This window comes from Pseudonocardia sp. CA-142604 (assembly GCF_050948475.1).
In the GTDB taxonomy this organism is placed as follows: Bacteria; Actinomycetota; Actinomycetes; order Mycobacteriales; family Pseudonocardiaceae; genus Pseudonocardia; species Pseudonocardia alaniniphila.
Genome location: NZ_CP192045.1, coordinates 9,118,826 through 9,145,256, shown reverse-complemented (window position 1 = coordinate 9,145,256; position 26,431 = coordinate 9,118,826). Strand labels below are relative to the sequence as shown.

The window sequence follows — 26,431 nt, the reverse complement described above, 5'->3', positions numbered from 1 at the left end:
TACGACCGGTACGTGCAGTGTGCCGGCGTGCCACCCCTTTTGACGTCGCACGTGATGTGATCCCGCCCCCGTGGTGCCCTGTTCGCCCTGGACATAGTGTCTGAGCGTGGACTATCGGTATTTGGGCGACTCCGGATTGAAGATCTCGGAGATCACGTACGGCAACTGGCTCACCCATGGGTCTCAGATCGAGAACGACGCCGCCACCGCGTGCGTCCGCGCTGCTCTCGATGCCGGAATCACCACCTTCGACACCGCTGACGTCTACGCCAACGGCGCGGCCGAGACCGTGCTCGGTGAGGCGCTGAAGGGCGAGCGCAGGGCGTCGCTGGAGATCCTCACGAAGGTCTACTGGCCCACCGGGCCGAAGGGGCCCAACGACAGCGGCCTCTCCCGCAAGCACATCATGGAGTCGATCAACGCGAGCCTGACCAGGCTGCAGACCGACTACGTCGACGTCTACCAGGCCCACCGGTACGACACCGAGACTCCGCTCGAGGAGACGATGCGGGCCTTCGCCGACGTCGTGCGGGCGGGCAAGGCGCACTACATCGGGGTCAGCGAGTGGACGGCCGAGCAGGTGCGGGCTGGCCACGCCCTCGCGACCGAGCTCGGGATCCAGCTCGTCTCGAACCAGCCGCAGTACTCCATGCTCTGGCGAGTGATCGAGGCCGAGGTCGTCCCCACGTCGGCGGAGCTGGGGGTCAGCCAGGTCGTCTTCTCCCCGATCGCGCAGGGCGTGCTCACCGGCAAGTACAAGCCGGGTGCGGAGCTTCCTTCCGGGTCACGCGCCACTGACGAGAAGGGTGGCGCCACCACGATCAAGCGCTTCCTGAACGACGAGACGCTCACCCGCGTGCAGCAGCTCGAGCCGATCGCTGCCGACCTGGGCCTGTCGATGGCGCAGCTGGCGGTGGCCTGGGTGCTGCAGAACGACAACGTCGCCGCGGCCATCATCGGGGCGAGCCGGCCCGAGCAGGTGGCAGAGAACGTCAAGGCCTCGGGTGTGAAGCTGGAGCCGGAGGTCATGAAGCGCATCGACGAGGCGCTGGGCGACGTCGTGGACCACGACCCCGCCCGCACCGCGATGAACGCGCCGAAGACCCGGGTGAGCTGATCGGCCCGGCCGACGGTCCACTGGTCGCTCGCGCACCGGTACCAGGGCGCTCATCCCGCCACGGCAGCCGGTGCGCAGGCCACCGGTGGCGGCTCATGACTCCGTGAGCTGCCCGTCCGCCACCGTCCAGCGGCGGGTGGCGCGAACGGTGTCGAGCATGCGCCGGTCGTGGGTGACCAGCAGCACCGTGCCGGGGAATGAGTCGAGCGCCTGCTCGAGCTGCTCGATGGCGGGCAGGTCGAGGTGGTTCGTGGGCTCGTCGAGCACCAGCAGGTTCACCTCACGGGCCTGCAGGAGGGCGAGCGCCGCCCGGGTGCGTTCGCCGGGGGAGAGCTCGTTCGCGGGGCGCGGGGCGTGGTCCCCGGTCAGGCCGAACTTGGCCAGGAGCGTGCGGACGTCCGACTCGGGCCAGTCCGGCACCGCCTCGCCGAAGGCGCGGGTGAGCGGCTGCGGGCCCAGGAAGAGGCCGCGGGCCTGGTCGATCTCCCCGAGCCGGACACCCGAGCCCAGCCCTGCCGCCCCGGAGTCGACGGGGATGCGGCCCAGCAGCGCGCCGAGCAGCGTGGTCTTGCCCGACCCGTTCGCTCCGGTGATCACGATGCGGTCGGCCCAGTCGACGCGCGCGTCGATGGGGCCGAGCGTGAACGAACCCCGGTGCACGACCGCACCGGACATCGACGCGACGACGGTGCCGGAGCGGGGTGCGGCCGCGATCGTCATGCGCAGCTCCCACTCCTTGCGCGGCTCCTCGACCACCTCCAGCCGCTCGATCAGCCGTTGCGTCTGGCGGGCCTTGGCGGCCTGCTTCTCACTGGCCTCCGCGCGGGTCTTCCGGCTGATCTTGTCGTTGTCGGTCGCCTTGCGCCGCGCGTTGCGCACGCCCTGGGCCATCCAGTTGCGCTGCATCTGGGCCCGCTCCTTGAGCCCACCGACGGTGTCGGCGTACTCCTCGTAGGCCTCGCGGGCGTGACGGCGGGCCACCTCACGCTCGGCGAGGTAGCTGTCGTACCCGCCGTCGTAGACGCCCACCTGCTGCTGAGCGAGGTCGAGTTCGACGACGCGGTTGACCGTGCGGGCGAGGAACTCGCGGTCGTGGCTGACGATCACCGCAGGCGACCTCAATCCCTGCACGAAGCGCTCCAGGCGCTCCAGGCCGTCGAGGTCGAGGTCGTTGGTCGGTTCGTCGAGCAGGAGCACGTCGTAGCGCGAGAGCAGCAGCGCGGCGAGCCCCGCGCGGGCGGCCTGCCCTCCGGAGAGGGCGGTCATCAGGGTGTCCAGGTCGACCGCCAGCCCGACCTCGGCGGCGACGTCGGCCGCACGCTCGTCCAGATCGGCCCCGCCGAGGGCGAGCCAGCGGTCCAACGCGGCGGCATAGGTGTCGTCGGAGCCCTCGGTACCTTCCGCGAGCGCCTCGGCGGCCTCGTCCATCGCCGCCTGGGCCCCGCTGACGCCGGTGCGGCGGGCGAGGAACGCGGCCACCGTCTCCCCTGGTCGGCGGTCGGGCTCCTGGGGGAGGTGCCCCACGGTCGCGTCGGGCGGGCTGAGGACGATCTTGCCTTCTTCCGGCTCGAGCTCACCTGCGAGGAGTCGTAGCAGCGTGGATTTGCCGGCACCGTTGGCGCCGACGAGCCCGACGACGTCGCCGGGTGCGACGACCAGGTCGAGACCGGAGAACAGGACGCGGGCGCCGTGGCCGGCGGCGAGATCGGTGGCCTGGAGGGTGGCGCTCATGGCGCCGTCCACGCTACTGCCCGCGACTGCGCAGGCCCGCTGCGGTCAGGTTGCGCCGTCGTCCGGTATCGGTTCGACCCGTCAATTTTTCGTAAGGGCGAATGATCGTCATTTTTGGTGACTACACTCGGGGTCATGAGCGCGCCGACCGATCGTCCGCCGTGCCCGCCACCACTGCCGTTGTCGCGGTCGCTCGATGAGCTCGGACTCACCGCGGTGCTGTTGTTCCTGGTGGTCAGCGTCACTCGGTGGCTTCGGGCACCGTCCTCACCGATATACGTGGCCGACCTGGGGATCGCACTCGCCGTGATCGGGGCCTTCAGCGGCCTCCTGCTCGTCGCGTTGATCCTCTCGCCACCCGGGCGCCGCAGCGGTGGGCACATGAACCCGGCCGTGACCGCCGCGTTGTGGCTCATGGACGTCTTCCCCGGGCTGTCCGTGCTCCCCTATGTCGTCGCCCAACTCACGGGATCGGTTCTGGGGGTCGTCCTCGCACGTCTGACGTGGGGCCCGATCGTCGGGTCCGCGGACATCGCGTACGCCGCGATCCGCCCCGCGCCGACGTGGGATCCGCCTGCGGTCTTCCTCGCCGAGGTCGGCTGCACCCTCGGACTGATCCTGCTCGTCGGGTTCTTCCTGGCACACCCGCGGTGGCACCGCTTTCTGCCGCCCGCACTCGCTGTCGCGCTCGCAGCGATCATCGCTCTCCTCGGGCCGTTGAGCGGGGGATCCGCGAACCCGGCGCGCCAGTGGGGTCCGGCCCTGCTGAGCGCTCAGGGCACGGACCTCTGGATCTATCTCGTCGCCCCGGTCATCGGTGCGGTTCTCGGCGCCGGGCTCCACCACCTCCTGATCCGCCGCTTCCACACGCACCAGCCGCTGACGTACAACCTCTCGGGCCCCGAACCCGCGCGAGCCGGAGCTGCCTGAACCGGTGCCCTACTCGCGGGCGCCCAGCAGGGCCACGGGCTGAGTACGGGTGGCGGAGAGCGTGGTGAACACGCTCGTCGCGCCCGTCACCAGGAACGCACCGGCGCCGACGGTGAGGACGAACGTCCACGGCAAGGACAGCGTGGCGACCCCGGCGATCGCGCTCGTCGTGCCCAGCACCGCGATGAACGTGGCCGCCGCGGCGAGCGTGCCGAGCAGCAGGCCGATGACCGTGACCGCCCACGACTCCACCAGGGCCATGCGAACCACCTGGCCGCGGGTCAGGCCTCCGGCCCGGGCGGTGGCGAACTCCGCCCGCCGCGCCGATGCCCCGACCACCACGGCGTTGGCCACGCCGATCAGCGCGTACATCCCGCCCAGGCCCATGATCACCAGGAAGACGCCGGCGCTCGTGTCGCTCCGCTCCGCGGCGTCACGCGCGATCCAGTCGTCCACGGTGAGCACCTCGCCCACGGCGCCGAGTGCCGCCGTGACCGTCGCAGGGTCGGCGCCGGGCGCGAGCGCGACGAAGGTCCGGGAGGGCGCGCCTGCGAGCTCGGGCGTCGGTACGAGCCCCGGCGGGAGCAGCAACTGCGGGCCACCGGCGATCCGGGTGGGCACCGCGGCGACCACCGGCAGCGGTCCGAGGTCGCTCTCGCCCGCGCGGACGGCGACCGTCGCACCCGCCCCCGGCATGTCCCCGGTGGGGCCGCTCGCAACGGCGCGCCCCTGCAGGGTGGCCAGCGTCCCGGTGCCGGGGTGGAACCGCTCGTAGGCCTGCGGGTCGACGACGAGGCCGGTGCCCGTCGAGGTCTCGGCGTCCTCACCGCTGCCGACGGTGACCCAGATCGGCACCGCGATCTCGGTGGAGGCACCGGCCACGCCGGGAACGCCGCTGATCCGCTCTCCCACCGGACCGGTGGTCTCGACCACGAGATCACCAGTTGTGCCCCGGCGTTGCTCGACCTCACCGGCGGCCGCGAAGGAGGTGAGCGCCCCGCTCTGCCCGAGCACGATTCCGACCAGCACGATCAGCGGTGCGGCGACCGACGCGCTGCGCCGCACACCGTCGCGCAGGTTCGCCCTGGCCAGCTCGGTGAGCACGCCACCTCCCCCTACGGGGAGCAGGCGGGCGACCCCTGGCACCAGCAGCGGGCTCAGCGCGCTGAAGGCCACCGCCGCGCACAGTGCCGCGTTCACGGCCATGGCCTGGCCGCCCCCGCTGCCACCAACGGGCGCCAGGATCACCAGGCTCACGGCGCCTGCGAGGAACAGCAGTCCGATGCCCCATCGGCCCGCCGTCATCACGCGGGCCGCCTCGCCGGTGTCCCGCAGCGCCTCCAGCGGTCGCACGCGGGACGCGCGCCGCGCAGCGACGAGCACCCCGGCCAGCGCGATGCCGATGCCGACGCCGATCGAGACGCCGAGGATCCAGGTGCGCCACTGCGGCGTGAAGCCGGGCGGCACGAAGCCGAGCGTCTCGAGGAGCCACGTCTGGAACGACATCACGGCCAGGCCCACCGGGACCCCGGCGGCGGTGCCGATCGCCCCGAGCAGCACGGCCTCGCCGATGAGCAGCCGGCGGAGCTGGCCGCGACCGGCTCCGGCAAGGCGGAGCAGTGCGAGGTCGCGGCGCCGCTGGGCGACGGTGAACGCGAACGTCGACCCGACGATGAACACCGTGAGGAAAGCCGAGAAGCCGAGGGTCAGTGCGGAGAGGGTGATGGCGAGCTCGGTGCCCTCGGTGAAGGCGGCGTACTCGGCCGCACCGAGCCCGGCCGGGGTGTCGAGGGTGGCCGCGGAGATCAGGACGAGCAGGGACGACTGCACGAGCGCGACGCCGAGGCACACGGTCAGCGCGGCCCCGATGAAGAGCGCCCAGCGCTCGGTGAATGTGGACCAGGACAGTCGCAGCATCGGTCTCAGCGCTCCAGTGCCACGAGGCGGTCGGCCACGTCCCGGGCGGTGGCACCGACCATCAGGTCGTCCACGCGCCCGTCGCGCAGGAACACGACGGCATCGGCGTGAGCCGCCGCGGCCGGGTCGTGCGTGACCATCACGATCGTCTGGCCGCCGTCCACCATCGCGCGCAGGAGGGCGAGCACGGTGCGCGCCGACGTGGAGTCGAGAGCTCCGGTCGGCTCGTCGGCGAACAGCACCTCGGGGCGGGTCACCATCGCGCGGGCGATCGCCACGCGCTGCTGCTGGCCGCCGGACAGCTCACGTGGCCGGTGCCGGGCGCGGTCGGCCATGCCGACGGCCGTGAGCACGGCCCGTACCTGCGATCTCGGTGGTCGTCTCCCGGCAAGTCGCAGTGGGAGCGCCACATTCTGCTCCGCGGTGAGCGCCCCGAGCAGGTTGAAGCTCTGGAACACGAACCCGACGCGGTCGCGACGGAGCGCGGTGAGCTCGCCGTCGCTCGCCCCGGTGATGTCGGTGTCGCCGAGCAGCACCTGCCCGGCGTCGACGCGTTCGAGGCCTGCTGCGCAGTGCAGCAGCGTCGACTTCCCCGAACCCGACGGGCCCATCACCGCGGTCCAGGTGCCACGGGGGAATTCGAGGTCCACATGGTCGACGGCGCGTACCGCCGCGGGTCCGGTGCCGTAGGTGCGGCTCACACCGCGCAGTGCCACGGCGGGGGTGGTGCGGGGGCGCATCGCCGCAGGGATCATCGGCGCGGGGTTCGTGGTCGTCGTCATGGGGAGATTCCATCGGCCCAGGTCCCCATGGGCATTGCGCTGCGCCCCCGAGCGCGAGGTGGGGAACGCCCCACCCGGCGGTGCGCCTGCCGGATGATCGACACCGCGGGGCAACGGCAGACTGATGGGGAGAACGCAGAAACCCCGGTGATGTAGCTCGTCGCGGTGGACGGCCAGGGATCGCTCCGGGGTCTTCGCAGGCCAGTTTAGAGGAGCGACCAGAGGGTGTCGACCTCCCCGCCCGGAGGATGCCGGTCCGTAGTTCCTGTCGTCGGCGCCGCGCGCATCCAGGACAGGCTCGCCGTCCCCCGTGTGGCCACCTACGTCGAGGCCTGCCAGGGCGACCTCGACCGCGCGCTGCTCCTCTATCGGTGGAACGCGATTCTTGCCGGGGCGCTATGGGAGACACTCGGCCACACCGAGGTCCTGCTCCGCAACGCGATCCACGACGCCCTCACCACGCGCCACGGGATGCGCGGAATCGCCGGATCCTGGTTCGACGACGTCGACGGCGAACTCGACCGGCGTGCGCGTGACGAGATCATCACGGCCAAACGACGCGCGCGCCGCAGCGCCGGCGTCGGCGTCCCACCCGGAAAGATCGTCGCGGAACTGCCTTTCGGGTTCTGGCGGTATCTGCTCGCCCGCCGCTACAGCGCCACCCTCTGGCCCGCCATGCGTCACGCCTTTCCGCACCTACCGGGACGTGATCGGGTGCAGCTGGAGGAACCGGTGATCCGCCTGCACCAGGTCCGCAATCGCATTGCGCACCACGAGCCCCTCATCCGCGAGGACATTCCCGCCCGCGTCGCCGACCTGGAGGCCGTGCTCGACGCCATCGACCCGGCACTGCGGGTATGGGTCCGCGACGACGGCGGACGACTCGGCGCGATCATCGACCAGCGTCCCTGATGAGGCTGTATCGAGCCCGCGATTACCGCTGGACGACGTAATGACTGAGCAAAGTGATGCTCATTCGGAGGTTGTGGATCAGCGACCGGAGGGGTTCACTGGCCGCACTTCGCATCGGTCCGACCGGGGGAGACGTCCGGATGAGAGGTGTGGCTCGCCGTATCGGGGCGGCTCTGGGTCTGGTGACCGTGCTGCTCCTCTCGGCCTGCGCCGGCGGGGGTGGGGACGACGGCGGCGAGCGGCGTATCACCGTCTGGACGGCCGACACCCTCCCCGACCGCGTGGCGGCCACGCAGGCGATCATCGCCCGGTTCACCCAGCAGACCGGGGTGCAGGTGGAGCTCGTCGGCGTCGACGAGGACCAGTTCAACCAGCTGCTCACCAGCTCGGCCGCTGCGGGGGAGCTGCCGGACGTGATCGGATCGATCCCCCTGTCATCGGTCCGCACGCTCGCCACCAACGACCTCGTGAACGTCGAGGCCACCGCCGCCGTGGTCGACGCGCTCGGCGCCGGCACCTTCGACCAGCGCGCCCTGGAGCTCACCCGCGACGGCGACCGTCAGCTCGCGGTGCCGAGCGAGGCGTGGTCGCAGCTCCTCTACTACCGGCGGGACCTCTTCGACGCCGCGGGGCTGCCCGCTCCCACCACCTACGCCGACATCCTGAACGCGGCCCGCACGCTCACGCGCGACGGCCGCGTGGGCTTCGCCGGAGCCACCGCGCCGGGTGACGCCTTCACCCAGCAGACCTTCGAGCACATCGCGCTCGCCAACGGGTGCGAGCTCGTGAACAGCGCAGGCGAGATCACCATCGCGAGCCCGCAGTGCGTCGCGGCGTTCGAGTTCTACCGCGACCTGATCACGAACTACTCCGTGCCGGGCACCCAGGACGTCGACACGGTGCGCGCCGCCTACTTCTCCGGGCAGGCGGCGATGGCGGTGTGGTCGACGTTCCTGCTCGACGAGCTGGCCGGGCTCCGCAACGACGCCAAGCCCAGTTGCCCGGAGTGCGTGGCGGACCCGATGTTCCTGGCCCGCAACACCGGTGTGGTCACGGCCCTGCGCGGCCCGGACGGCACCGCTCCCGCCCAGTTCGGCGAGGTGGTGAACTGGGCGATCACCTCGGAGGCCACCAGCGATCTCGCCCAGCAGTTCGTGCAGTTCATGATGAGCGACGGCTACGTCGACTGGCTCGCCTTCGCCCCGGAGGGCAAGTTCCCCGCCCGGTCAGGGAGCACCCCGGGCGGCACGGAGTTCGTCGACCGCTGGAAGACACTGCCGGTGGGCGTCGACACCGAGGGGCCGCTCACGCAGTTCTACCCACCCGAGGTGCTCAACGTCCTGGCGACGGGACCCGAGGCCTTCGCGCGGTGGGGGATCACCCAAGGACAGGGCGACCTGATCGGCGCGTCACTCGGTGAGCTCCCCGTTCCGGCGGCGGTCGCGGCCCTCACGAGCGGAGCCGTCGACGCGCCGGGTGCAGCCGCCCAGGCCGAGGCCGCTCTGAAGTCGATTCAGGACTCGCTGCGGTGAGTGCCGGTGTCGGCCCCGCAGTCGGCACCGCGTCTGCAACGCCGGCCGGCGGCCCCGTCCGGCCGGGACGCCGCTCCGGGAGCGGGCGCACCCTGCGGAGCGCCGAGGCCCGCGCCGGGCTCGCGCTGATCTCCCCGACGCTGGTCATCGTCCTGGTGATGGTGGTGCTGCCGATCATCTGGACGGTCCTCCTGGCCTTCCAGCGGTTGCGGCTGCTGAACCTGCGCAGCTCGGGCCTGTTCGGCAACTTCACGCTCGCCAACTTCGCCACTGTGTTCGGCTCGTCCGGGTTCTGGGGAAACCTCACGACCACGCTCGCGTACTCGGTGTTCGGCACGGCGGCGGCGATCGGGGTGGGGCTGATGGCCGCGCTCGCATTGCGGCGCAGGTTCCGTTTCCGCGGGCTCGTCCGGGCGGCGATGCTGCTGCCCTACGTGGCGCCGATCGTCGCGGTGACCTATGCCTGGAAGACCATGCTCAACCCGCAGTTCGGGGTGGCAAACCACTGGGGCACCCGGCTGCTGGGCTGGGACGAGCCGATCGCGTTCCTGAGCCAGCGCTACAGCGAGGTGTCGATCTTCGGCTGGCAGGTGGGGATCCCGACGGCTCTGCTCACCGTGATCGCCTTCGAGGCGTGGCGGTCGTTCCCGTTCGCGTTCCTGTTCCTGACGGCGCGGTTGCAGGCCGTGCCGTCCGTGCTCGAGGAAGCCGCGAGGGTGGACGGTGCCACGATCTCGCAGCGCTTCCGGTACATCGTGTTCCCGCAGCTACTGCCGACGATCGCGGTGCTCTCGGTGCTGCGGTTCATCTGGACGTTCAACAGCTTCGACGACATCTACCTGCTGACCGGCGGTGGCGCCGGCACCGAGGTCATCAGCGTCGCGGTGTTCAACTCGCTCACCGCCCGCGGCGACATCGGCGGGGCGGCCGCCCAGTCGCTGGCGCTCGCCGCGGTCCTCGCCGTCCTCATCGGCCTCTATCTGTGGCGGATGGCTCCGCGAGAGGAGCAGTCCTGATGGCCGGCACCGAGGTGGGTCTGCCGCCGTCTGCGTCCGCCTCTGGCCCCGCACCGCGACGCTTCAGCCGTGACGAGGTGGAGACCCGCGTGTTCGGCGTGCTGCGTGTGGTCGTGATCGTGGGGCTGCTGATCGTCACCCTGTTCCCCTTCTACTACATGGTGTTGCTGTCCTTCCGGCCGCTCGACCGGGTGCTGCAGGACCCCGGCGCACTCTGGGTGGGGCCGTCCGAGTGGGACCTCGGCAGCTACCTCACCGTGCTCGCGTCCAGCGCGTCCGGGGGCCAGGGCTTCCTGCAGTTCATGGCCAACAGCGCTCTCGTCTCGTTCGGCACGGTGGCGCTCACGCTGCTGATCGCGTTGCCGGGCGCGTACGCCGTGAGCAGGTTGCAGTTCTTCGGCAGGCGGCAGGTCGGCGTGCTCTTCCTCGCTGTCTACCTGTTCCCGAGCATCCTGCTGGCGGTGCCCCTGTTCGTGTTCTTCAGCCGGATCGGCCTGCGTGGCTCGCTCGTCGGCCTGCTGATCGTCTACGTCTCCCAGATCGTGGCCGTGTCGATCTACATGCTGCGCAACTACTTCGACACGGTTCCGGTGAGCCTCGAGGAGGCCGCTGCGATCGACGGGTGCAGCAGGCTCGGCGTGATGCGCCGGATCAGCCTGCCTCTGGCGATGCCGGCGATCGTCGCGAACGCCCTGTTCGTCTTCATGATCGCGTGGAACGAGTTCCTGTTCGCGCTGCTGTTCCTCGTCGAGGACCGTGACCGCTGGACGGTGTCGCTCGGGCTCTCCCAGCTCGCGGGCGGCATCGAGATCCCCACCACCGTGCTGATGGCGGGCTCGGTCATCGTGACGATCCCGATCATCGTGGTCTTCTTCGCCTGCGAGCGGCTCCTCACCGAGGGCCTCACCGCCGGTGCGGAGAAGGGCTGAGGCTCAGGTTCGGTCGCGATCAACCGGTCGTCGGACCTCGCCCATGGCTCGCCTGGCAACTCTGACGCGCGGTGAGACACGGCTCGGCTGAGTGAACGGCCGGTAGGGCCGTCCGGGTGAACGTGACACGGCGGGACGGCTACCGTCCGCAGCACCGCTTGCTCCGCTCACCGACCGGGCGAAATTCTCGCACCAGGAGGGGTGACACCCGATCGAAGCAGGGAGGTGCCGTCCCGCCCGGGACGAACGCCCGCGGCGCGGCCGAGTTCCGGCTCGGGCGGTCAGCCGTCCGGCGACCGGGCCTCCGCGGAGGCCGGTAGCCCGTGTGATCAGGTAAAACGGTCCGGATCAGCGCCTTTGTCCCGTTGCGCCTGCGGACCCGTGATCGTCCGCACCACCCACGGCGTTGTCTCCCGGTCCGCTTCGTCCGGCCGGTTCGGGCGATTGGTACTACCGCGACTAGTACTATCGCGATTCCCGCTTCTGACACGAATGTGTCGGTCGCTTAGCGTCTGTCGCAGGTTTCCTTGCGGTCCCTCGAATGGGTTAGCCTTCCCGGCCTCCCCAGCGTTTGACAGCCCCCGACAGGAGTGGCACATGCAGGCCCCGTACGACTTCATCATCGTGGGTGGCGGCTCTGCCGGCAGCGTGCTGGCCAACCGGCTGAGCGTCGATCCCGGCGTCCGCGTACTGGTGCTCGAGGCCGGTCGGCCGGACCACAAGTGGGATGTCCTGATCCACATGCCGGCCGCGCTCCCGTTCCCGATGGGTCGCTCGTTCTACGACTGGCGGCACCAGACCGAGCCCGAGCCGTTCCTGCGGGGACGCCGGCTGAAGGTGCCCGCGGGGCGTCTCCTCGGCGGCACGAGCAGCATGAACGGGATGATCTTCCAGCGCGGCAACCCGCTGGACTACGAGCGCTGGGCTGCCGACCCCGGCATGGACAACTGGGACTACGCCCACGTCCTGCCCTACTTCCGGCGCAGCGAGGACTCCCTCACCGACACCCCGTTCCGCGGCCGCGGCGGCCCGATCACGCTGGAGCGCGGCCGCGCGGCCAACCCGCTGTTCGGAGCGTTCCTGCAGGCCACGGAGCAGGCCGGCTACCCGACCACGGAGGACGTCAACGGCCAGCGGCAAGAGGGCTTCGGCCGGTTCGACCGCAACATCCGCGGCACCCGCCGGTGGTCGGCGGCGCGGGCCTACCTGCACCCCGCCATGGGCCGGCCGAACCTCGAGGTGCGCACCGGCGCCAACGTCACGCGCGTGCTCTTCGACGGCACCCGCGCCATCGGCGTCGAGTACACCGACCGCCACGGCAACCGCGAGCAGGTCATGGGCGGCGAGACGGTGGTCTGCGGGGGCACGGTCAAGTCCCCCCAGATCCTGCAGCTGTCCGGGATCGGCGACGCCGACCGGCTCGGCGCGCTCGGCGTGCCGGTGGTGCACCACCTGCCCGGCGTGGGTGAGAACCTGCAGGACCACCTCGAGGTGATGGTGCAGCACGTGTGCACCCAGCCCGTGTCGCTCGGCCCGACGTCGTCGCTGAAGAACGCGCCGTCGATCGGTTTCCAATGGCTGTTCCTGAAGAGCGGGCCCGGGGCCACCAACCACTTCGAGGCGGGCGGCTTCGTGCGGAGCAACCCGGACGTCGCCTACCCGAACGTGATGTTCCAGTTCCTCCCCATCGCCTCGCGCAGCTACGAGTCCTCGCCCACGGACCGGCACGGGTACCAGTTGCACGTCGGCCCGGTCTCCTCCGATGCGCGCGGCTACGTCCGGATCCGCTCGGCCAACCCGACGGCCACCCCGTCGATCCGGTTCAACTTCCTGTCCACCGAGCAGGACCGCCGCGAGTGGATCGAGTCCGTGCGGATCGCCAGGGAGATCCTCTCCCAGCCCGCGTTCGCGCAGTTCGACGGCGGTGAGGCCGCTCCTGGGCCTGCCGTCCGCACCGACGACGAGGTGCTGGCCTGGGTGGCCGAGCACGCGGTCTCGGCGATGCACTACGCGAGCACCTGCCGGATGGGCACGAACGAGGACTCCGTGGTCGACCCGTCCTCGATGCGGGTGCACGGCACCGAGGGTCTGCGTGTGGTGGACGCCTCGGTGATGCCGTACGTCACCAACGCCAACACCTTCTCGCCGGTCGCCATGATCGCGGAGAAGGCGTCTGACCTGATCCTCGGTCGTACGCCGCTGGCCCCGCAGTACGAGCAGTTCCACCGCCACACACCCGCACAGGTGGGGACGACGTCGGTCAGCTAGCACCGTCCCCGAACGGGAACTGCGGCGCGCGCATAGGCTCGACCTCGTGAATCCGTCGACGATGCAGGCCCAGGTGATCGTCGACGAGCTGATCCGGTGTGGAGTCACGGACGCGGTGCTGTGCGCGGGTTCGCGCAACGCACCGCTCTCGTTCGCGCTCCACGCGGCCGACACGAGCGGCCGGCTCCGGCTGCACGTGCGCATCGACGAGCGCACGGCCGGCTTCCTGGCGCTCGGGCTCGCGCTGCGCTCCCGTCGTCCGGTGCCGGTGTGCACCACCTCGGGCACGGCGGTCGCGAACCTGCATCCGGCGGTGCTCGAGGCGTCGTACTCGGGCGTGCCGCTGATCGTGCTCAGCGCCGACCGTCCTCAGGAGATGGTCGGGACGGGAGCCAGCCAGACGATCTCGCAGGCAGGGATCTTCGGCTCCGCCGTCCGGCTCGCGCTGAGCGGTGGCGCCGGAGGAGGCTCGGAGGACAACGGCCGCTGGCGTTCGCTCGTGGACCGTGCCGTCGCGGCGGCCAACGGTGCACTCGGCGGGCAGCCGGGGCCGGTCCAGCTCAACCTGCCCTTCGCCGAACCCCTGGTGCCCGACGGCACCGGCGTCGCCCCCGCAGGCCGGGCCGGCGGCGAGCCGTGGACCTCGGTGGCCCCCGTCGTGCGGGAGGCGCCTGCGCTCCCGCTCGACCCGTCCGCGCCGACGCTCGTCATCGCCGGGAGCAACGCCCCGGACGGTCTGCGCGACCTGCCGGTCCCGGTCATCGCGGAGCCCTCGTCGGCACCGTGGCCGGATTCCGTCCGCACCGGTCCCTGGCTGCTCGGGACCCCGGCTGCAGAGTCTCTGAAGCCGGCTCAGGTGGTGGTGGCGGGCCGTCCCACGCTGCACCGGCCGGTCCAGCGGCTGCTCGCCGACCCGTCCGTCGCCACCTACGTGCTCGCCGATCCCGACGGGGCCCCGTGGACCGATGTGGCGGGCACCGTCCGGGCCGTCGGTTCGCTGCCGAGCCTCACGCCTGACGGGTCCTGGACGCACATCTGGCAGACAGCCGACACCGCCGCCGCGAAGGCGCTGGACCACGCCTTGGACGCGGGCATCGCGCCCGTCGGGCTGCGGCTGGCCCGGTCGGTGCTCGCCGCCCTGCCCGACGGTGGACAGCTCCTGCTCGGCTCGTCGAACCCCGTGCGGGACGTCTCGCTCGCAGCGGCCCCGCGGCACGGGCTCACCGTGCTGAGCAACCGTGGCGTCGCGGGAATCGACGGCACGGTGTCGACGGCGCTCGGGGCGGCTCTGGTCCACGACGGACCGGCGTACGCGCTGGTCGGCGACCTCACGCTGCTGCACGACGCCACCGGGTTCGTCATCGGGCCGGACGAGCCGCGGCCCGACCTCACCGTCGTCGTCCTCAACGACGGGGGTGGCGGGATCTTCGGGCTGCTGGAGCAGGGAGCGCCCGAGCACGCGGCGGCGTTCGAGCGGGTCTTCGGCACGCCGCACCAGGTCGACCTGGCCGCGCTGTGCGCCGCCACCGGCGTCGGTCACGTCCGGGTGGACGTCGCCGACGTTGCAGCCGCACTCGCGCCCGCGCCCGGCCTGCGGGTGGTGGAGGTGGCTGCCGAGCGCCCCACACTCCGGGCGGGGCACGCGGCGCTGCGGGCCGCGGTGGCTGCCGCCGTGGCGGCAGCCTGATCGGCGGCGGCACCACGGGAGCCACGGCCGCGGACAGCGGTCGAGCAGGCCGTCAGTTGCCGGCCTGCAGTGCGTCGCGTACGGCCACCATCTTCGCCGCGGCCTCCCGCGCCTCCTTGTGGGGATCGGAGTCGGCCACGATCCCGCAGCCTGCGAACAGCCGCGCGACCGGACCGTCGAGCTGGGCGCAGCGCAGCGCGATGCCGAGCTCGCCGTCACCGCTGCTGTCGACCCAGCCCACGGGCCCGGCGTAGCGGCCGCGGTCCATCCCCTCGAGCTCGGTGATCAGGCGGAGCGCGGCCTTGCGGGGCGTGCCGCCCACCGCGGCCGTCGGGTGCACGGCCTCGGCCAGCTCCAAGAGCGATGCGGGGTCGGTGGGGTCGAGGGTGCCCCGCACGTCGCTGGAGAGGTGGGACACGTTGTGCAGCGCGATCACCCCCGGCTGCTCCGGCACGTCGAGCGTGCTGCAGAGCGGGCGGAGCGCGTCGGCCAGCGAGTCGACGGCGAGGGCGTGCTCGTGCCGGTCCTTGGCCGAGCCGAGCAGCTGGCCCGAGAGGTTGTCGCCCGAGCCCGGCCAGATCGTGCCGGCGAGCACCCTGGACTCGACGACACCCGCGGTGCGCCGCACCAGCAACTCGGGCGTGGCTCCCACCAGCCTGTCCACCGCGTACGACCAGCACGTCGGGTACCGCTCGGCCAGCCCGCCGAGCAGGAAGCGGGGATCGAAGGGTTCGTCGCCGACAGCCAGCAGGTCATGGGCGAGGCACGCCTTCTCGAGCTCACCCGCCCGCATCCGGCGCACGGCCTCGGCCACGGCCGTCCGGTATCCGGCGACGGGGAGCATGCCGTCGGCGAAGCGCAGGGTGCCGGTGGGGCGCACCGGGCTGACCGCGCGGACGGCCGGAGGCCCGTCCCCGAACTCGGTGACCCACGACAGCCCATCGCGCCGGCCGACCAGCACCCGAGGCACCACGAGCGTCGAGCCCTCGGACGAGTCGGCGAAGGTGAAGCTGGCGAAGGCCACAGGTCCCGTGCCGGGCACCTGGACGTCGTCGGTCACGCGCAGCCGCCTGGTGAACGACTGCCACCAGGCGTCCGCCTGGGTGAAGCGCTGGGGCCCGGTGCCGGTGAACCGGGCAACTTCCCCCCAGCCGACGAGGCCGTCGGAGCCGCGCACCCACGACAGCGGGTTCTGGTCGTCGGGGAGGAGGTCGATCAGCCGGCCCGGGTCGTCGATGAGCCGCGTTCGCACGCCCAACCCGCCGGACAACGGGGCGATTGTCACGAGCCCGAGAGTAGGAGCACGCGACCTGCGGTGCGCGGCGGGTCGGCGAGGTGCCGCCCACAGCGTGGTTCCACCAGCCAATAGAATGCGCTCTGTGACGACTGGCACGGGGCGTGGCGACACCCGGGCCGTCGACGAGCTCGCGGCACTGGTGCGCCCCGCCGTACAGGGGATTGCCCGGCGGCTCCCCGAGATCGTCGCCGGACTGGCGGTGGTTGCCACCGTGCTGGCCGTACTGGCCCTCGCGGGTGCCGCCGTCGACGACCGTGCGATCGACGCCAACCCGGCCGTCGCCCAGGCGGAGGTGCTTCCCGGCTCGTCGTTCTCCCGCACGCTGGTCCGGTTCACCGTGGCCAACGGGGAAGCGGTCGTGCCGGAGCACGGGGTCTTCTACCCGTGGGGCCTGCAGGAGGGTGCGGACGTCGCGGTCGAGTACGACGTGACCAAGCCCGAACTCGTACGGGTCGCCGGTCGCTCCGCGATCGACGGGGTGCTCCCGCTGGGGATCGGCGTGCTCGTGCTGTGGGCGGTGCTGGGCCCGCTCGCCGTGTGGTTGCGCCGTCGGCGCGCCGGCGCCTGAGAGGTCACAACCGAGCGGACCGGGCCCGTGAGCCCGCGCGGGTGGCGAACGCCACCCCGAGCACCGCCACCACCATGCCTGCGATGGCGACCGGTCCGAGGGTCTCGCCGAACATCGCCCACGCCATCAGCGCCGTGATCCCCGGAACGAGATAGAAGTAGCTGGTCACCTGCGATGCCGCGCCGCGGCGCAGCATCAGGAAGAGCAGCGAGATCCCGCCGCCGGTGAGCACCAGCACCGACCAGGCGAGCGCGCCGATGAGTTGGGGTGTCCAGTCGAAACGGAAGTGCTCGAACGCCAGCGTGAACGGCAGCGTCACCAGCAGCGAGGCCGCGAACTGGACGACCTGCCCGGTGCGCAGATCGAACTCCGGGCAGAACCGCTTCTGGTACAGCGTGCCTGCGGTGATCGCGAGCAGTGCCACCGTGGTCAGTCCGAGCGTCAGCGGCGTCAGGCCCGAGGTGGTGACCTTGCTCGAGACGACGAGGGCGACTCCCGCGAAACCGAGCAGCAGCCCCAGCACCTGCAGACGTCCGAGCCGCTCGCCGAGCAGCGCCGCGAACACTGCGGTCAGCACCGGCTGCAGGTTCACCACCAGCGCCGTGACACCGGCCGGCATCCCGGCTGCGACCGCCGCCCACACACCGCCGAGGTAGCCGGCCTGGATGCCCACACCCGCCACCGCGATGTGGCCGGCCTGCCGCCAACCCGGCCAGGGCGCCCGCGCGACGAGCGCGAGAACGAGCATCAGCACGACGACCCCGGCGTAGCGCAGGATCAGGAAGCTCAGCGGTTCTGCGTAGGGGGCCGCGTACTTGGCCACCACGAAACCCGACGCCCAGATCACCACGAACAGGAACGGGGTGGCGCGTACGGCGAGCGTCGCGGAGGACTCCGGCTTCGAGATGGTGGCGATACGGCGACCCTAACCCGCAGCCCCCGAGCGCCCACCGCCCGAGCCGCCCGCCATTCCCGCGAGTTGCCCCTGCTCGGCTCGGTCGCCCGGCTCTATCGGTCGGCGTGCCACCAGCCGAGCACCTCGTCCAGCGAGCCCGGCACCGCGACGACCATCGCGCCCGAGGGAAGCGGGTTCGGCCGCCCCTCCCCGTCGACGATGAGCGCGCCGGCCTCGGCCGCGAGGCACGCGGCGCCCGCGACGTCCCACTCCCGGTAGCTGTCGAGCACCGCGGCGACGGCGTGCCCGAGCGCGACCTGCGTGATCGCGAGCGCCGCCGACCCGAGCACCCGTACCCCCGCGTGACCGGCGGCGGCCTGGCGGGTGAAGCCCGGCGCACGCTCCAGCGAGAGTTCCGCGCAGATCAGGCCGCCGGTGGGGGACCGTGGCGTCACCGTGACCGCCACGCCGTTCGCCCGCACGCCCCGGCCGCGGGCGGCCGCGTAGATCTGGGCCCGGCTGGGGTCGGCGATCACCCCGACCACCGGCCCGTAGGCGTCCACGAGCGCGAGGCTGTAGGCGCACCACGGGAATCCGGCGACGTAGTTGGCCGTGCCGTCGACGGGGTCGACCACCCACCGGTACGGCGCGGTCGCGGCGTCGCCGTCGCTCCCGAACTCCTCGCCGACCACCGGCACCCCGGGGAACTCCGATGCCAGCACCCGGCGGGTGTGCCGTTCCAGGGTCCGGTCGGTGTCGGTGACCCAGTCGAACGGGTTCGCTTTGTGGGTGGCACCCGGCTGTTGGCCGCGGCCCGCGGTGGCCGTGATCACCTCCGCGGCGTCGTTGGCCAAGCGCCCGGCCACCTCCAGAGCCTTGGAGAGCAACCCCGCCTCGACCGGGAACGGTGTCGAGGGTGCACTCGGGTGCGGCTGGACGGTCATGTGGCCCGAGCGTCGGCGTGTCCGGTGTCTCCGGTGCGTCGCTCAGGTGTCGTGTCATGGATCACCCGGCCAACTGTGTGCCCGACATGGGCTGTTGGCCGTACGTTCGGTGGCTCGTCAACACTTCGCCCCACGGGCAGGCAACGGTGCCTCCGTGCGAGTCGCCATCGTCTCCGAGTGCTTCCTGCCCGTTGTCAACGGCGTGACGAACTCCGTGCTCCGGGTGGTCGAGCACCTGACGGAGGCGGGTCACGAGGCGTTGGTGATCGCGCCAGGGATGGACGGTCCCCTGGAGTACGCGGGTGCTCGGGTGGTGCGGGTCCCGGCGGTGGATCTGCCGGTCGTCTCGTCGATGCCGGTCGGGGTGCCCAGCAGGCGCGTGCTGACGGCGCTGCGCGAGTTCGCGCCCCACGTCGTCCACCTGGCCGCGCCGTTCGTCGTCGGGTACCGCGGGCTGGCTGCCGCCCGCCGGCTCGGCATCCCGACGGTCGCCGTCTACCAGACCGACGTGGCCGGGTTCGCCTCCTCCTACGGCCTCGGTCTGACGGCACGTGCGGCGTGGCGCTGGACGTGCCGGCTGCACGGCCAGGCCGACCGCACCCTCGCCCCGTCGAGCTGGGCCACCGAGGCGCTGCGTGCGCGTGGCGTTCCGCGGGTGCACCAGTGGGCGCGCGGTGTCGACACCGGACGGTTCACCCCGCACAAACGCAACGACGGCCTGCGCGCCCAGCTGGCCCCGGGCGGCGAGCTGCTCGTCGGGTACGTGGGCAGGCTCGCACCGGAGAAGCAGGTGGAGCGGCTCACCGCGCTGGCCGACGTGCCCGGCATCAGGCTCGTGGTGGTGGGTGACGGCCCGAGCCGGGACCGCCTCGCGGCGGCGTTGCCGACTGCAGCGTTCCTCGGTTTCCGCGGCGGCGACGAGCTGGCCCGGATCTACGCCTCGCTCGACGTCTTCGTGCACACCGGCCCGTCGGAGACCTTCTGCCAGGCTGTGCAGGAGGCGCTCGCCTCGGGGCTGCCCGTGGTCGCGCCGGACGCGGGCGGGCCTCGCGACCTCGTTCTCCCCGGCCGCACCGGCTACCTCGTGCCGCCTCACCCCGACGGCTCCGAGGGCCCTCACGACCCGCGGTCGATCGCGGCCGACGCCGAGCTCCGTGCCGCGGTCGTGGCGCTCACCGACCCGGCGACCCGGGCCCGCTTCGGCGCCGCAGCCCGGCAGTCGGTGTTGCGTCGTACCTGGTCCACGGTCTGCGACGAGCTGCTCGCGCACTACGCCGAGGTCATCGGCGCCACAGCCGCGGCCGCCTGACGGTGCGCATCGTCCAGCTGGCCAACTTCTACGGTCCGCGCTCGGGCGGTCTCCGCACGGCCCTCCACCACCTCGGCGCGGGGTACGTGGGCCGCGGCCACGAGGTGGTGCTCGTCGTGCCCGGCCGGCGGTCGGCGGACGAGCGGCTGCCTGCCGGAATCCGCCGTATCACCGTCGCCGCGCCCCGGCTGCCCGGCACCGGCGGCTACCGTGCCGTCGACCCGTGGCGCGTGCAGCGACTGCTCGAACGGCTGCGGCCCGACGCCATCGAGGTGTCGGACCGGCTGACGTTGCGCGGGTTGGGCGCGTGGGCGTCACGGCGCGGGGTGCCGAGCATCGTGATCTCCCACGAGCGCCTCGACCGGCTGCTCGCGCAGTTCCTGATGCCCGAACCGGCCGCGCGACGGGTGGCCGACTTCGCGAATGCCCGGATGGCGGCGGCCTACGACACCGTGGTGTGCACCACGTCGTTCGCACGCGCCGAGTTCGACCGCATCGGCGTGACCAACGTTGCCCAGGTGCCGCTGGGGGTGGACCTCCGGACGTTCTCGCCGCTGCACCGGGACACCGCCCTGCGCAGCACGCTGGCCCGCCGCTCCGAGACCCTGCTCGTCCACTGCGGGCGCCTCTCGCCGGAGAAGCACCCGGAGCGCAGCATCGACACGGTGGCTGCGCTGCGCGATGCGGGGCACCGGGTACGCCTGGTCGTCGCCGGTGACGGGCCACGCCGCCCGCTGCTGGAGCGGCGGGCCGCCGGGTTGCCGGTGACGTTCCTCGGCTTCGTGCCCGACCGCTCCCGGCTGGCCCGGTTGCTCGCCTCCGCCGACGTCTCGCTGGCCCCCGGTCCGCACGAGACGTTCGGCTTGTCGGCGCTGGAGGCACTGGCGAGCGGTACTCCCGTGGTCGTCTCGGCCTCGTCGGCGCTGCCGGAGATCGTCGGGCCATCGGGGGCAGCTGCCCTGGACCGGCCCGAGGCCTTCGCCGCGGGCGTCACCACCGTCCTCGCCGCGGACGAGGGCGTGCGCCGGGCTGCGGCGCGGGCCCGGGCCGAGCAGTTCGGGTGGCCGGAGTCCGTCGGACGGATGCTCGCCACGCTGACCGTCTGACCGTCTGCCTGTCTGAGCGCCCGCGTGGGACGGGCTGCCCGGGGGTGGGAACGGGCGACTCGCGGGGGTGGGGAGGGTGGCTCGCGGGGCAAGTAGCGTTTCCCGTGTGAGCCGCGCCGACCTCGACAAAGACCCGCACGACGTCGCTGTGATGTTCGACGCCGTCGCGCGCCGCTACGACCTGACCAACACGGTGCTCACCGCCGGGCAGGACCGGCGCTGGCGGGCGCTCACGCGTGAGGCGCTGCAGCTTCGTCCCGGCGAGAAGGTGCTCGACCTCGCCGCCGGCACCGCTGTCTCCACCGTGGAGCTGTCGCGATCGGGCGCGTGGTGCGTGGCGGCCGACTTCTCGCTCGGGATGCTCCGCGCTGGCGCCCACCGGGCGGTGCCGAAGGTGGCGGCCGACGCGCTGCACCTGCCGTTCCGCGACGCTGTCTTCGACGCGGTGACGATCTCGTTCGGCCTGCGCAACGTCGCCGATCCCGACCTTGCTCTGCGCGAGTTGGCGCGCGTCACCCGTCCGGGCGGCCGCCTGGTGGTGTGTGAGTTCGGCCGTCCGACGTTCGCGCCGTTCCGCGTCGCCTACCACCTGGGCCTGGAGAGGGTGCTCCCTGCGGTCGCGGATCGCGTGTCGAGCAACCCAGCGGCGTACCGCTATCTGGGTGAATCGATCCGCGATTGGCCTGCTCAGCCCGTGTTGGCGCGGCGCGTCGCCGCGGCGGGCTGGAGCGACGTCGCATGGCGCGACCTGGCCTTCGGCGCAGTTGCTCTGCACCGCGCTCGCCGTCCGTATGACACGCAGGGGCCAGTCGGGTGACGCTACGCCCGGGTGGCGGGCGCGCGGGCGTGGACGAGGGTGCATAGACTCGTACCGACTTCGTGAATCTGTTCACAAGGAGCCGTTTTGGTCGCGCCCGAACCCACCACCGTCGGCGGGCGACCGGACGCCGACGCCGACGTCATCGTCGTCGGTGCCGGTCCCGCCGGGTCTACCGCCGCCGCGTACTTGGCACGTGCCGGTCTCGACGTACTCCTTCTGGAGAAGTCGACGTTCCCGCGGCCCAAGGTCTGCGGCGACGGCTTCACCCCTCGCGGCATGAAGCAGCTGATCGATCTCGGCATCGACTGCTCGGAGCAGAACGGCTGGCTGCACAACAAGGGCCTGCGGGTCGTCGGCGGCGGCGTCACGCTCGAGCTGGAGTGGCCCACGCTCTCGAGCTTTCCCAACTTCGGGGCCGTCCGGCCCCGCCAGGACTTCGACGAGCTCCTGGTGCGCCACGCCGAGAAGTCCGGTGCGCGGCTGCGCGAGGAGACCACGGTCACCGAGGCCCTCACCGACGAGCGGACGGGCCGGGTCACCGGTGTGGCCGGCACCACGGGGAAGGGCAAGGACAAGCGCCCGGTCTCGTTTCGCGCGCCCCTCACCCTCGCCTGCGACGGCGTGAGCGCCCGGCTCGCGCTGAGCCTGGGGATGGCCAAGCGCGACGACCGGCCGATGGGCGTGGCGGTGCGCCGGTACTACAACAGCCCGCGCACGCACGACGACTTCCTGGAGAGCCACCTCGAGCTGTGGGACCGGTCGAACCCCGCCGACCCGAAGCTGCTGCCCGGCTACGGCTGGATCTTCGGGATGGGCGACGGCACGTCGAACGTGGGTCTCGGGATCCTGTCCACGAGCAAGGCCTACGGATCCACCGACTACCGCGCGCTGCTGAAGTCGTGGCTCGACGGCACCCCGGAGGAGTGGGGCTACCGCGACGAGAACGCGGTGGGCACCGTCGGCGGGGCCGCCCTGCCGATGGGCTTCAACCGCACCCCGCACTACCGGCCGGGCCTGCTGCTCGTGGGCGACGCCGGCGGGATGGTCAACCCGTTCAACGGGGAGGGCATCGCCTACGCGATGGAGTCGGCGGCGATCGCGTCGCGCTGCACGGTGCAGGCGCTGGCGCGCTCGGGTGCGTCGGCCGAGGCCGCGCTGGCCGGTTACCCCACGGCCATGAGTCAGGCACTCGGCGGCTACTACCGAATAGGCAACGTTTTCTCGAAGCTCATCGGCAACCCGACCGTGATGGGCATGGCCACGAAGTACGGTCTCCCACGCGCGACGCTGATGCGGTTCATCCTCAAACTGCTCGCCAACCTCTACGACCCGAGGGACGGGGGGTTGAGCGACCGCGTCATCACCGCGATGACCAGAGTCGCACCGAGTTTGTAGTTACTAAGGCTTGCCTGGCTGCGGCCAGGGCCGTCAGCCGACTTAGTGTCGGCGAGCGGTGCCATCGAATCAGGAAGACTCCGCTACTAGTAGACGACAGGGCTGACGGATGCTCGATCCCTACCTCCCGCTGGTGCTGCTGTTCGCGCTGGCCGGTGCGTTCGCACTGTTCTCGGTGACGGCCGCGCCGTACGTCGGACCCCGGCGCTACAACAGGGCGAAGCTCGACGCCTATGAGTGCGGCATCGAGCCTTCGCCCCAACCCGTCGTGGGCGGCGGCCGCATGCCGGTCGCCTACTACCTCACGGCGATGCTGTTCATCCTGTTCGACATCGAGATGGTCTTCCTCTACCCGTTCGCGGTGAGTGCCGACGCGCTCGGCCTCTTCGGGCTGGTGGAGATCGTGCTGTTCATCGTCACGGTCGGCTTCGCCTACATCTACGTGTGGCGGCGCGGCGGGCTGGATTGGAACTGAGATGGGTCTGGAAGAGCATCTGCCCAGCGGCGTCCTGCTGACCAGCGTCGAGAAGCTGGTCAACTGGACGCGTAAGTCCTCGCTGTGGCCCGCCACGTTCGGGCTGGCCTGCTGCGCGATCGAGATGATGACCACCGGCGCGCCGCGCTACGACCTCGCGCGCTTCGGCATGGAGGTCTTCCGGGCCTCGCCCCGTCAGGCCGACCTGATGATCGTCGCCGGCCGGGTGAGCAACAAGATGGCCCCGGTCCTGCGCCAGATCTACGACCAGATGCCCGAGCCCCGCTGGGTGCTGGCGATGGGTGTCTGCGCCTCGTCCGGCGGCATGTTCAACAACTACGCGATCGTGCAGGGCGTCGACCACGTCGTCCCCGTCGACATGTACCTGCCCGGCTGCCCGCCGCGGCCGGAGATGCTGATGGACGCGATCCTCAAGATCCACGCCAAGATCATGGACGAGCCGCTGGGCGCCAAGCGGGCCGCGGCGCTCGCGGCGAGCGGCCACAAGACCGAGCTCGTCCCGTCCTCGATCAAGTTCGCGAAGAAGAAGTGACCGGGAATGGCTGACGAACAGAACGGCACGTCCGGCACGTCGAAGGAGAAGGCCGAGGCGACCGGAGGGCCGCAGTCCTCCGCCGAGACGAGCGGGCCCGACACCGCAGCCCAGCGGGCTGCGGGTGGCGAGCCGCCTGCCGGCGGTGAGCCCGAGCAGACCGACACCGCGATCGACGCGCACGTCAACGGGCAGACGCCCGAGGGCGGCACGCGGATCCCGGCCGGGAGCACCCGCGAGCGTCACGGGATGTTCGGGGTCCACGGCTCCGGCGACACCTCGGGCTTCGGCGGCCTGCGGTTGCCCGGGCACGTCCCGGCTCCGGCCGAGCGGCCGTTCGGTGGCTGGTTCGACGAGTTCGCCGACGACTTCGGCGATGCGCTGGCCGAGCGTGGCATCCCGCGGGGCGCCGTGCAGCAGATCACGATCGACCGCGGCGAGATCACGTTCTACGTGCGGCCCGACCGCATCCGCGAGCTCTGCCGCACCCTCCGCGACGACGAGGGCCTGCGCTTCGAGCTGTGCTCCTCGGTCTCCGGTGTCGACTACGGCGAGGGTGTGGCCCAGCGACTCCACGTCGTCTACCACCTGACGTCGATGACCTACCGGCGCCGCATCCGGCTCGAGGTCGCCCTCGACGTGGACGACCCGCACGTGCAGAGCGTCGTCGACGTCTACCCCACGGCCGACTGGCACGAGCGCGAGACGTGGGACATGTTCGGTGTGATCTTCGACGGTCATCCGGCGCTCACCAGGATCCTGATGCCGGACGACTGGGAAGGGCATCCCCAGCGCAAGGACTACCCGCTCGGCGGGATCCCGGTGGAGTACAAGGGTGCGGAGATCCCGCCCCCGGACCAGCGGCGGTCGTACACGTGACCGCGTACCGACCCTTCTCCGCGGAGGCGGCGACATGACGGACATCCGCGACGACGCTCCTGCTCCGGACGCGTACGCATCGCAGCGCGAGACCACCGAGGGCACGGTCTACACCGTCACCGGTGGCGACTGGGACACGTTCCTCGACGAGGAGCACGACGACCGCATCGTCATCAACATGGGTCCGCAGCACCCGTCCACCCACGGGGTGCTGCGGCTGGTGCTGGAGCTCGAGGGCGAGACGGTGACGCAGGCCCGGTCGGTGATCGGCTACCTGCACACGGGTATCGAGAAGAACTGCGAGTTCCGCACCTGGACCCAGGCCGTCACGTTCGTGACGCGCATGGACTACCTCTCGCCGCTCTTCACCGAGGCCGCCTACTGCCTCGGTGTGGAGAAGCTGCTGGGCGTCGAGGTCCCGCGCCGCGCGCAGGTGGCCCGCGTGATGCTGATGGAGATCAACCGGATCGGGTCGCACCTGGTCGCCCTCGCCACCGGCGGCATGGAGCTGGGCGCGCTCACCGGCATGACGGCGGGGTTCCGCGAGCGCGAGGAGGTGCTGCACCTCCTCGAGTTCCTCACCGGGCTGCGCATGAACCACGCGTTCATCCGGCCCGGCGGTCTCGCCCAAGACCTCCCGGAGGACTGGGCCGAGAAGGTCGCCGACTTCGTCAAGATCATGAAGCAGCGGCTGCCCGACTACGACAAGCTGCTCACCGGCCAGCCGATCTGGCGCCAGCGCCTGGAGAACGTCGGCTATCTGCCGGTCGACGGCTGCCTCGCCCTCGGTGCCACCGGGCCCATCCTGCGGGCGGCGGGCCTGCCGTGGGACATGCGCAAGGTCGAGCCGTACAGCGGCTACGAGGAGTACGACTTCGAGGTCCCCACGGCCACCGAGGCGGACTGCTACGCGCGCTACCGGCTGCGTGTCGCCGAGATCCACGAGTCGCTGAAGATCATCGAGCAGGCCGCGGCGAAGATGGAGCCGGGGCCCGTCATGGTCGCGGACCGCAAGATCGCCTGGCCCGCGCAGCTGTCGATCGGTGCGGACGGCATGGGCAACAGCCTCGAGCACGTCCGCAAGATCATGGGTCAGTCGATGGAGTCGCTGATCCACCACTTCAAGCTGGTCACCGAGGGCTTCTCCGTGCCGGCCGGGCAGGTCTACTCGGCGGTCGAGTCGCCGCGCGGCGAGATGGGCTGCCACCTGGTGTCGGACGGCGGCACGCGCCCGCTGCGCGTCCACGTCCGTGACCCCAGCTTCGTGAACCTGCAGACGATGCCGGCGATGAGCGAGGGCGGCATGGTCGCCGACGTCATCGCCGCGGTCGCCTCGATCGACCCCGTTATGGGAGGCGTGGACCGTTGA

The 26,431-nt window shown here is 71.6% G+C and carries 23 protein-coding genes; 17 read left to right on the top strand and 6 right to left on the bottom strand.

What is annotated here, in order from left to right; genetic code table 11:
* The first annotated feature begins 106 nt into the window (after positions 1-106).
* Positions 107-1,117, top strand: a complete 1,011-nt coding sequence (locus tag ACQPZQ_RS41635) for an aldo/keto reductase family protein (protein WP_433289982.1) — start codon at positions 107-109, stop codon at positions 1,115-1,117.
* 93 nt (positions 1,118-1,210) lie between these two features.
* Here the strand turns inward: ACQPZQ_RS41635 and ACQPZQ_RS41630 are convergent, their stop codons facing one another.
* Positions 1,211-2,848, bottom strand: coding sequence for an ABC-F family ATP-binding cassette domain-containing protein (locus tag ACQPZQ_RS41630; RefSeq protein WP_433289981.1), 1,638 nt, complete (start codon positions 2,846-2,848; stop codon positions 1,211-1,213).
* A gap of 135 nt (positions 2,849-2,983) precedes the next feature.
* Here ACQPZQ_RS41630 and ACQPZQ_RS41625 point away from each other — a divergent pair, with 135 nt between their 5' ends.
* Positions 2,984-3,778, top strand: coding sequence for an MIP/aquaporin family protein (locus ACQPZQ_RS41625; RefSeq protein ID WP_433289980.1), 795 nt, complete (start codon positions 2,984-2,986; stop codon positions 3,776-3,778).
* Between the two features lie 9 nt (positions 3,779-3,787).
* Here ACQPZQ_RS41625 and ACQPZQ_RS41620 read toward each other — a convergent pair whose 3' ends face one another.
* On the bottom strand, positions 3,788-5,695 hold the full coding sequence (locus ACQPZQ_RS41620; RefSeq protein WP_433289979.1) for an FtsX-like permease family protein: 1,908 nt from the start codon (positions 5,693-5,695) through the stop codon (positions 3,788-3,790).
* A 5-nt stretch (positions 5,696-5,700) separates the two neighbouring features.
* Positions 5,701-6,477 (bottom strand): ABC transporter ATP-binding protein, encoded by a 777-nt coding sequence (locus tag ACQPZQ_RS41615; protein WP_433289978.1) that lies wholly within the window; start codon positions 6,475-6,477, stop codon positions 5,701-5,703.
* Positions 6,478-6,702: 225 nt separating this feature from the next.
* On the opposite strand from ACQPZQ_RS41615, the gene ACQPZQ_RS41610 reads away from it, so the two are divergent.
* From ACQPZQ_RS41610 to menD, 6 genes are all read left to right on the top strand, one after another.
* Positions 6,703-7,389 (top strand): hypothetical protein, encoded by a 687-nt coding sequence (locus ACQPZQ_RS41610; protein WP_433289977.1) that lies wholly within the window; start codon positions 6,703-6,705, stop codon positions 7,387-7,389.
* 140 nt (positions 7,390-7,529) lie between these two features.
* Positions 7,530-8,921: an ABC transporter substrate-binding protein gene (locus tag ACQPZQ_RS41605; RefSeq protein WP_433289976.1), complete on the top strand. Its 1,392-nt coding sequence runs from the start codon at positions 7,530-7,532 to the stop codon at positions 8,919-8,921.
* A complete protein-coding gene (locus ACQPZQ_RS41600) occupies positions 8,918-9,937 on the top strand; it encodes a carbohydrate ABC transporter permease (RefSeq protein WP_433289975.1) in 1,020 nt (339 codons plus the stop codon). Before ACQPZQ_RS41605 ends, ACQPZQ_RS41600 begins: the two co-directional genes overlap by 4 nt.
* Complete coding sequence (locus ACQPZQ_RS41595) at positions 9,937-10,866, top strand: carbohydrate ABC transporter permease (protein WP_433289974.1); 930 nt, start codon at positions 9,937-9,939, stop codon at positions 10,864-10,866. Before ACQPZQ_RS41600 ends, ACQPZQ_RS41595 begins: the two co-directional genes overlap by 1 nt.
* A 597-nt stretch (positions 10,867-11,463) precedes the next feature.
* Complete coding sequence (locus tag ACQPZQ_RS41590; RefSeq protein ID WP_433289973.1) at positions 11,464-13,134, top strand: choline dehydrogenase; 1,671 nt, start codon at positions 11,464-11,466, stop codon at positions 13,132-13,134.
* Positions 13,135-13,180: 46 nt separating this feature from the next.
* On the top strand, positions 13,181-14,821 hold the full coding sequence (menD, locus tag ACQPZQ_RS41585; protein ID WP_433289972.1) for a 2-succinyl-5-enolpyruvyl-6-hydroxy-3-cyclohexene-1-carboxylic-acid synthase: 1,641 nt from the start codon (positions 13,181-13,183) through the stop codon (positions 14,819-14,821).
* 52 nt (positions 14,822-14,873) lie between these two features.
* On the opposite strand, the gene ACQPZQ_RS41580 is transcribed toward menD, so the two are convergent.
* Positions 14,874-16,106: an isochorismate synthase gene (locus ACQPZQ_RS41580; RefSeq protein ID WP_433289971.1), complete on the bottom strand. Its 1,233-nt coding sequence runs from the start codon at positions 16,104-16,106 to the stop codon at positions 14,874-14,876.
* Between the two features lie 94 nt (positions 16,107-16,200).
* On the opposite strand from ACQPZQ_RS41580, the gene ACQPZQ_RS41575 reads away from it, so the two are divergent.
* The gene (locus ACQPZQ_RS41575; protein WP_433289970.1) at positions 16,201-16,686 is read left to right on the top strand and encodes a DUF3592 domain-containing protein; all 486 of its coding nucleotides are present in this window, start codon (positions 16,201-16,203) and stop codon (positions 16,684-16,686) included.
* A 4-nt stretch (positions 16,687-16,690) separates the two neighbouring features.
* Here ACQPZQ_RS41575 and ACQPZQ_RS41570 read toward each other — a convergent pair whose 3' ends face one another.
* Positions 16,691-17,536: a DMT family transporter gene (locus ACQPZQ_RS41570; protein WP_433289969.1), complete on the bottom strand. Its 846-nt coding sequence runs from the start codon at positions 17,534-17,536 to the stop codon at positions 16,691-16,693.
* 158 nt (positions 17,537-17,694) lie between these two features.
* Positions 17,695-18,525: an inositol monophosphatase family protein gene (locus ACQPZQ_RS41565; protein ID WP_433289968.1), complete on the bottom strand. Its 831-nt coding sequence runs from the start codon at positions 18,523-18,525 to the stop codon at positions 17,695-17,697.
* A 154-nt stretch (positions 18,526-18,679) separates the two neighbouring features.
* Between ACQPZQ_RS41565 and ACQPZQ_RS41560 the strand changes: the two genes are divergently transcribed.
* The 8 genes from ACQPZQ_RS41560 (at position 18,680) to ACQPZQ_RS41525 (ending at position 26,431) form a co-directional block, all read left to right on the top strand.
* Complete coding sequence (locus ACQPZQ_RS41560; protein WP_433289967.1) at positions 18,680-19,834, top strand: glycosyltransferase family 4 protein; 1,155 nt, start codon at positions 18,680-18,682, stop codon at positions 19,832-19,834.
* A gap of 2 nt (positions 19,835-19,836) precedes the next feature.
* The gene (locus ACQPZQ_RS41555; protein WP_433289966.1) at positions 19,837-20,940 is read left to right on the top strand and encodes a glycosyltransferase; all 1,104 of its coding nucleotides are present in this window, start codon (positions 19,837-19,839) and stop codon (positions 20,938-20,940) included.
* Between the two features lie 106 nt (positions 20,941-21,046).
* Positions 21,047-21,757 carry a demethylmenaquinone methyltransferase gene (locus ACQPZQ_RS41550; protein ID WP_241040324.1) on the top strand — a complete coding sequence of 237 codons (711 nt, stop codon included), beginning with the start codon at positions 21,047-21,049 and terminating at the stop codon, positions 21,755-21,757.
* An 87-nt stretch (positions 21,758-21,844) separates the two neighbouring features.
* Positions 21,845-23,155, top strand: a complete 1,311-nt coding sequence (locus ACQPZQ_RS41545) for a geranylgeranyl reductase family protein (RefSeq protein WP_433289965.1) — start codon at positions 21,845-21,847, stop codon at positions 23,153-23,155.
* A 109-nt stretch (positions 23,156-23,264) separates the two neighbouring features.
* A complete protein-coding gene (locus tag ACQPZQ_RS41540; RefSeq protein WP_232667592.1) occupies positions 23,265-23,630 on the top strand; it encodes an NADH-quinone oxidoreductase subunit A in 366 nt (121 codons plus the stop codon).
* Position 23,631: 1 nt separating this feature from the next.
* The gene (locus ACQPZQ_RS41535) at positions 23,632-24,183 is read left to right on the top strand and encodes a NuoB/complex I 20 kDa subunit family protein (RefSeq protein WP_241040326.1); all 552 of its coding nucleotides are present in this window, start codon (positions 23,632-23,634) and stop codon (positions 24,181-24,183) included.
* Between the two features lie 6 nt (positions 24,184-24,189).
* Positions 24,190-25,062, top strand: coding sequence for an NADH-quinone oxidoreductase subunit C (locus tag ACQPZQ_RS41530; protein ID WP_433289964.1), 873 nt, complete (start codon positions 24,190-24,192; stop codon positions 25,060-25,062).
* A gap of 34 nt (positions 25,063-25,096) precedes the next feature.
* On the top strand, positions 25,097-26,431 hold the full coding sequence (locus ACQPZQ_RS41525; RefSeq protein WP_433289963.1) for an NADH-quinone oxidoreductase subunit D: 1,335 nt from the start codon (positions 25,097-25,099) through the stop codon (positions 26,429-26,431).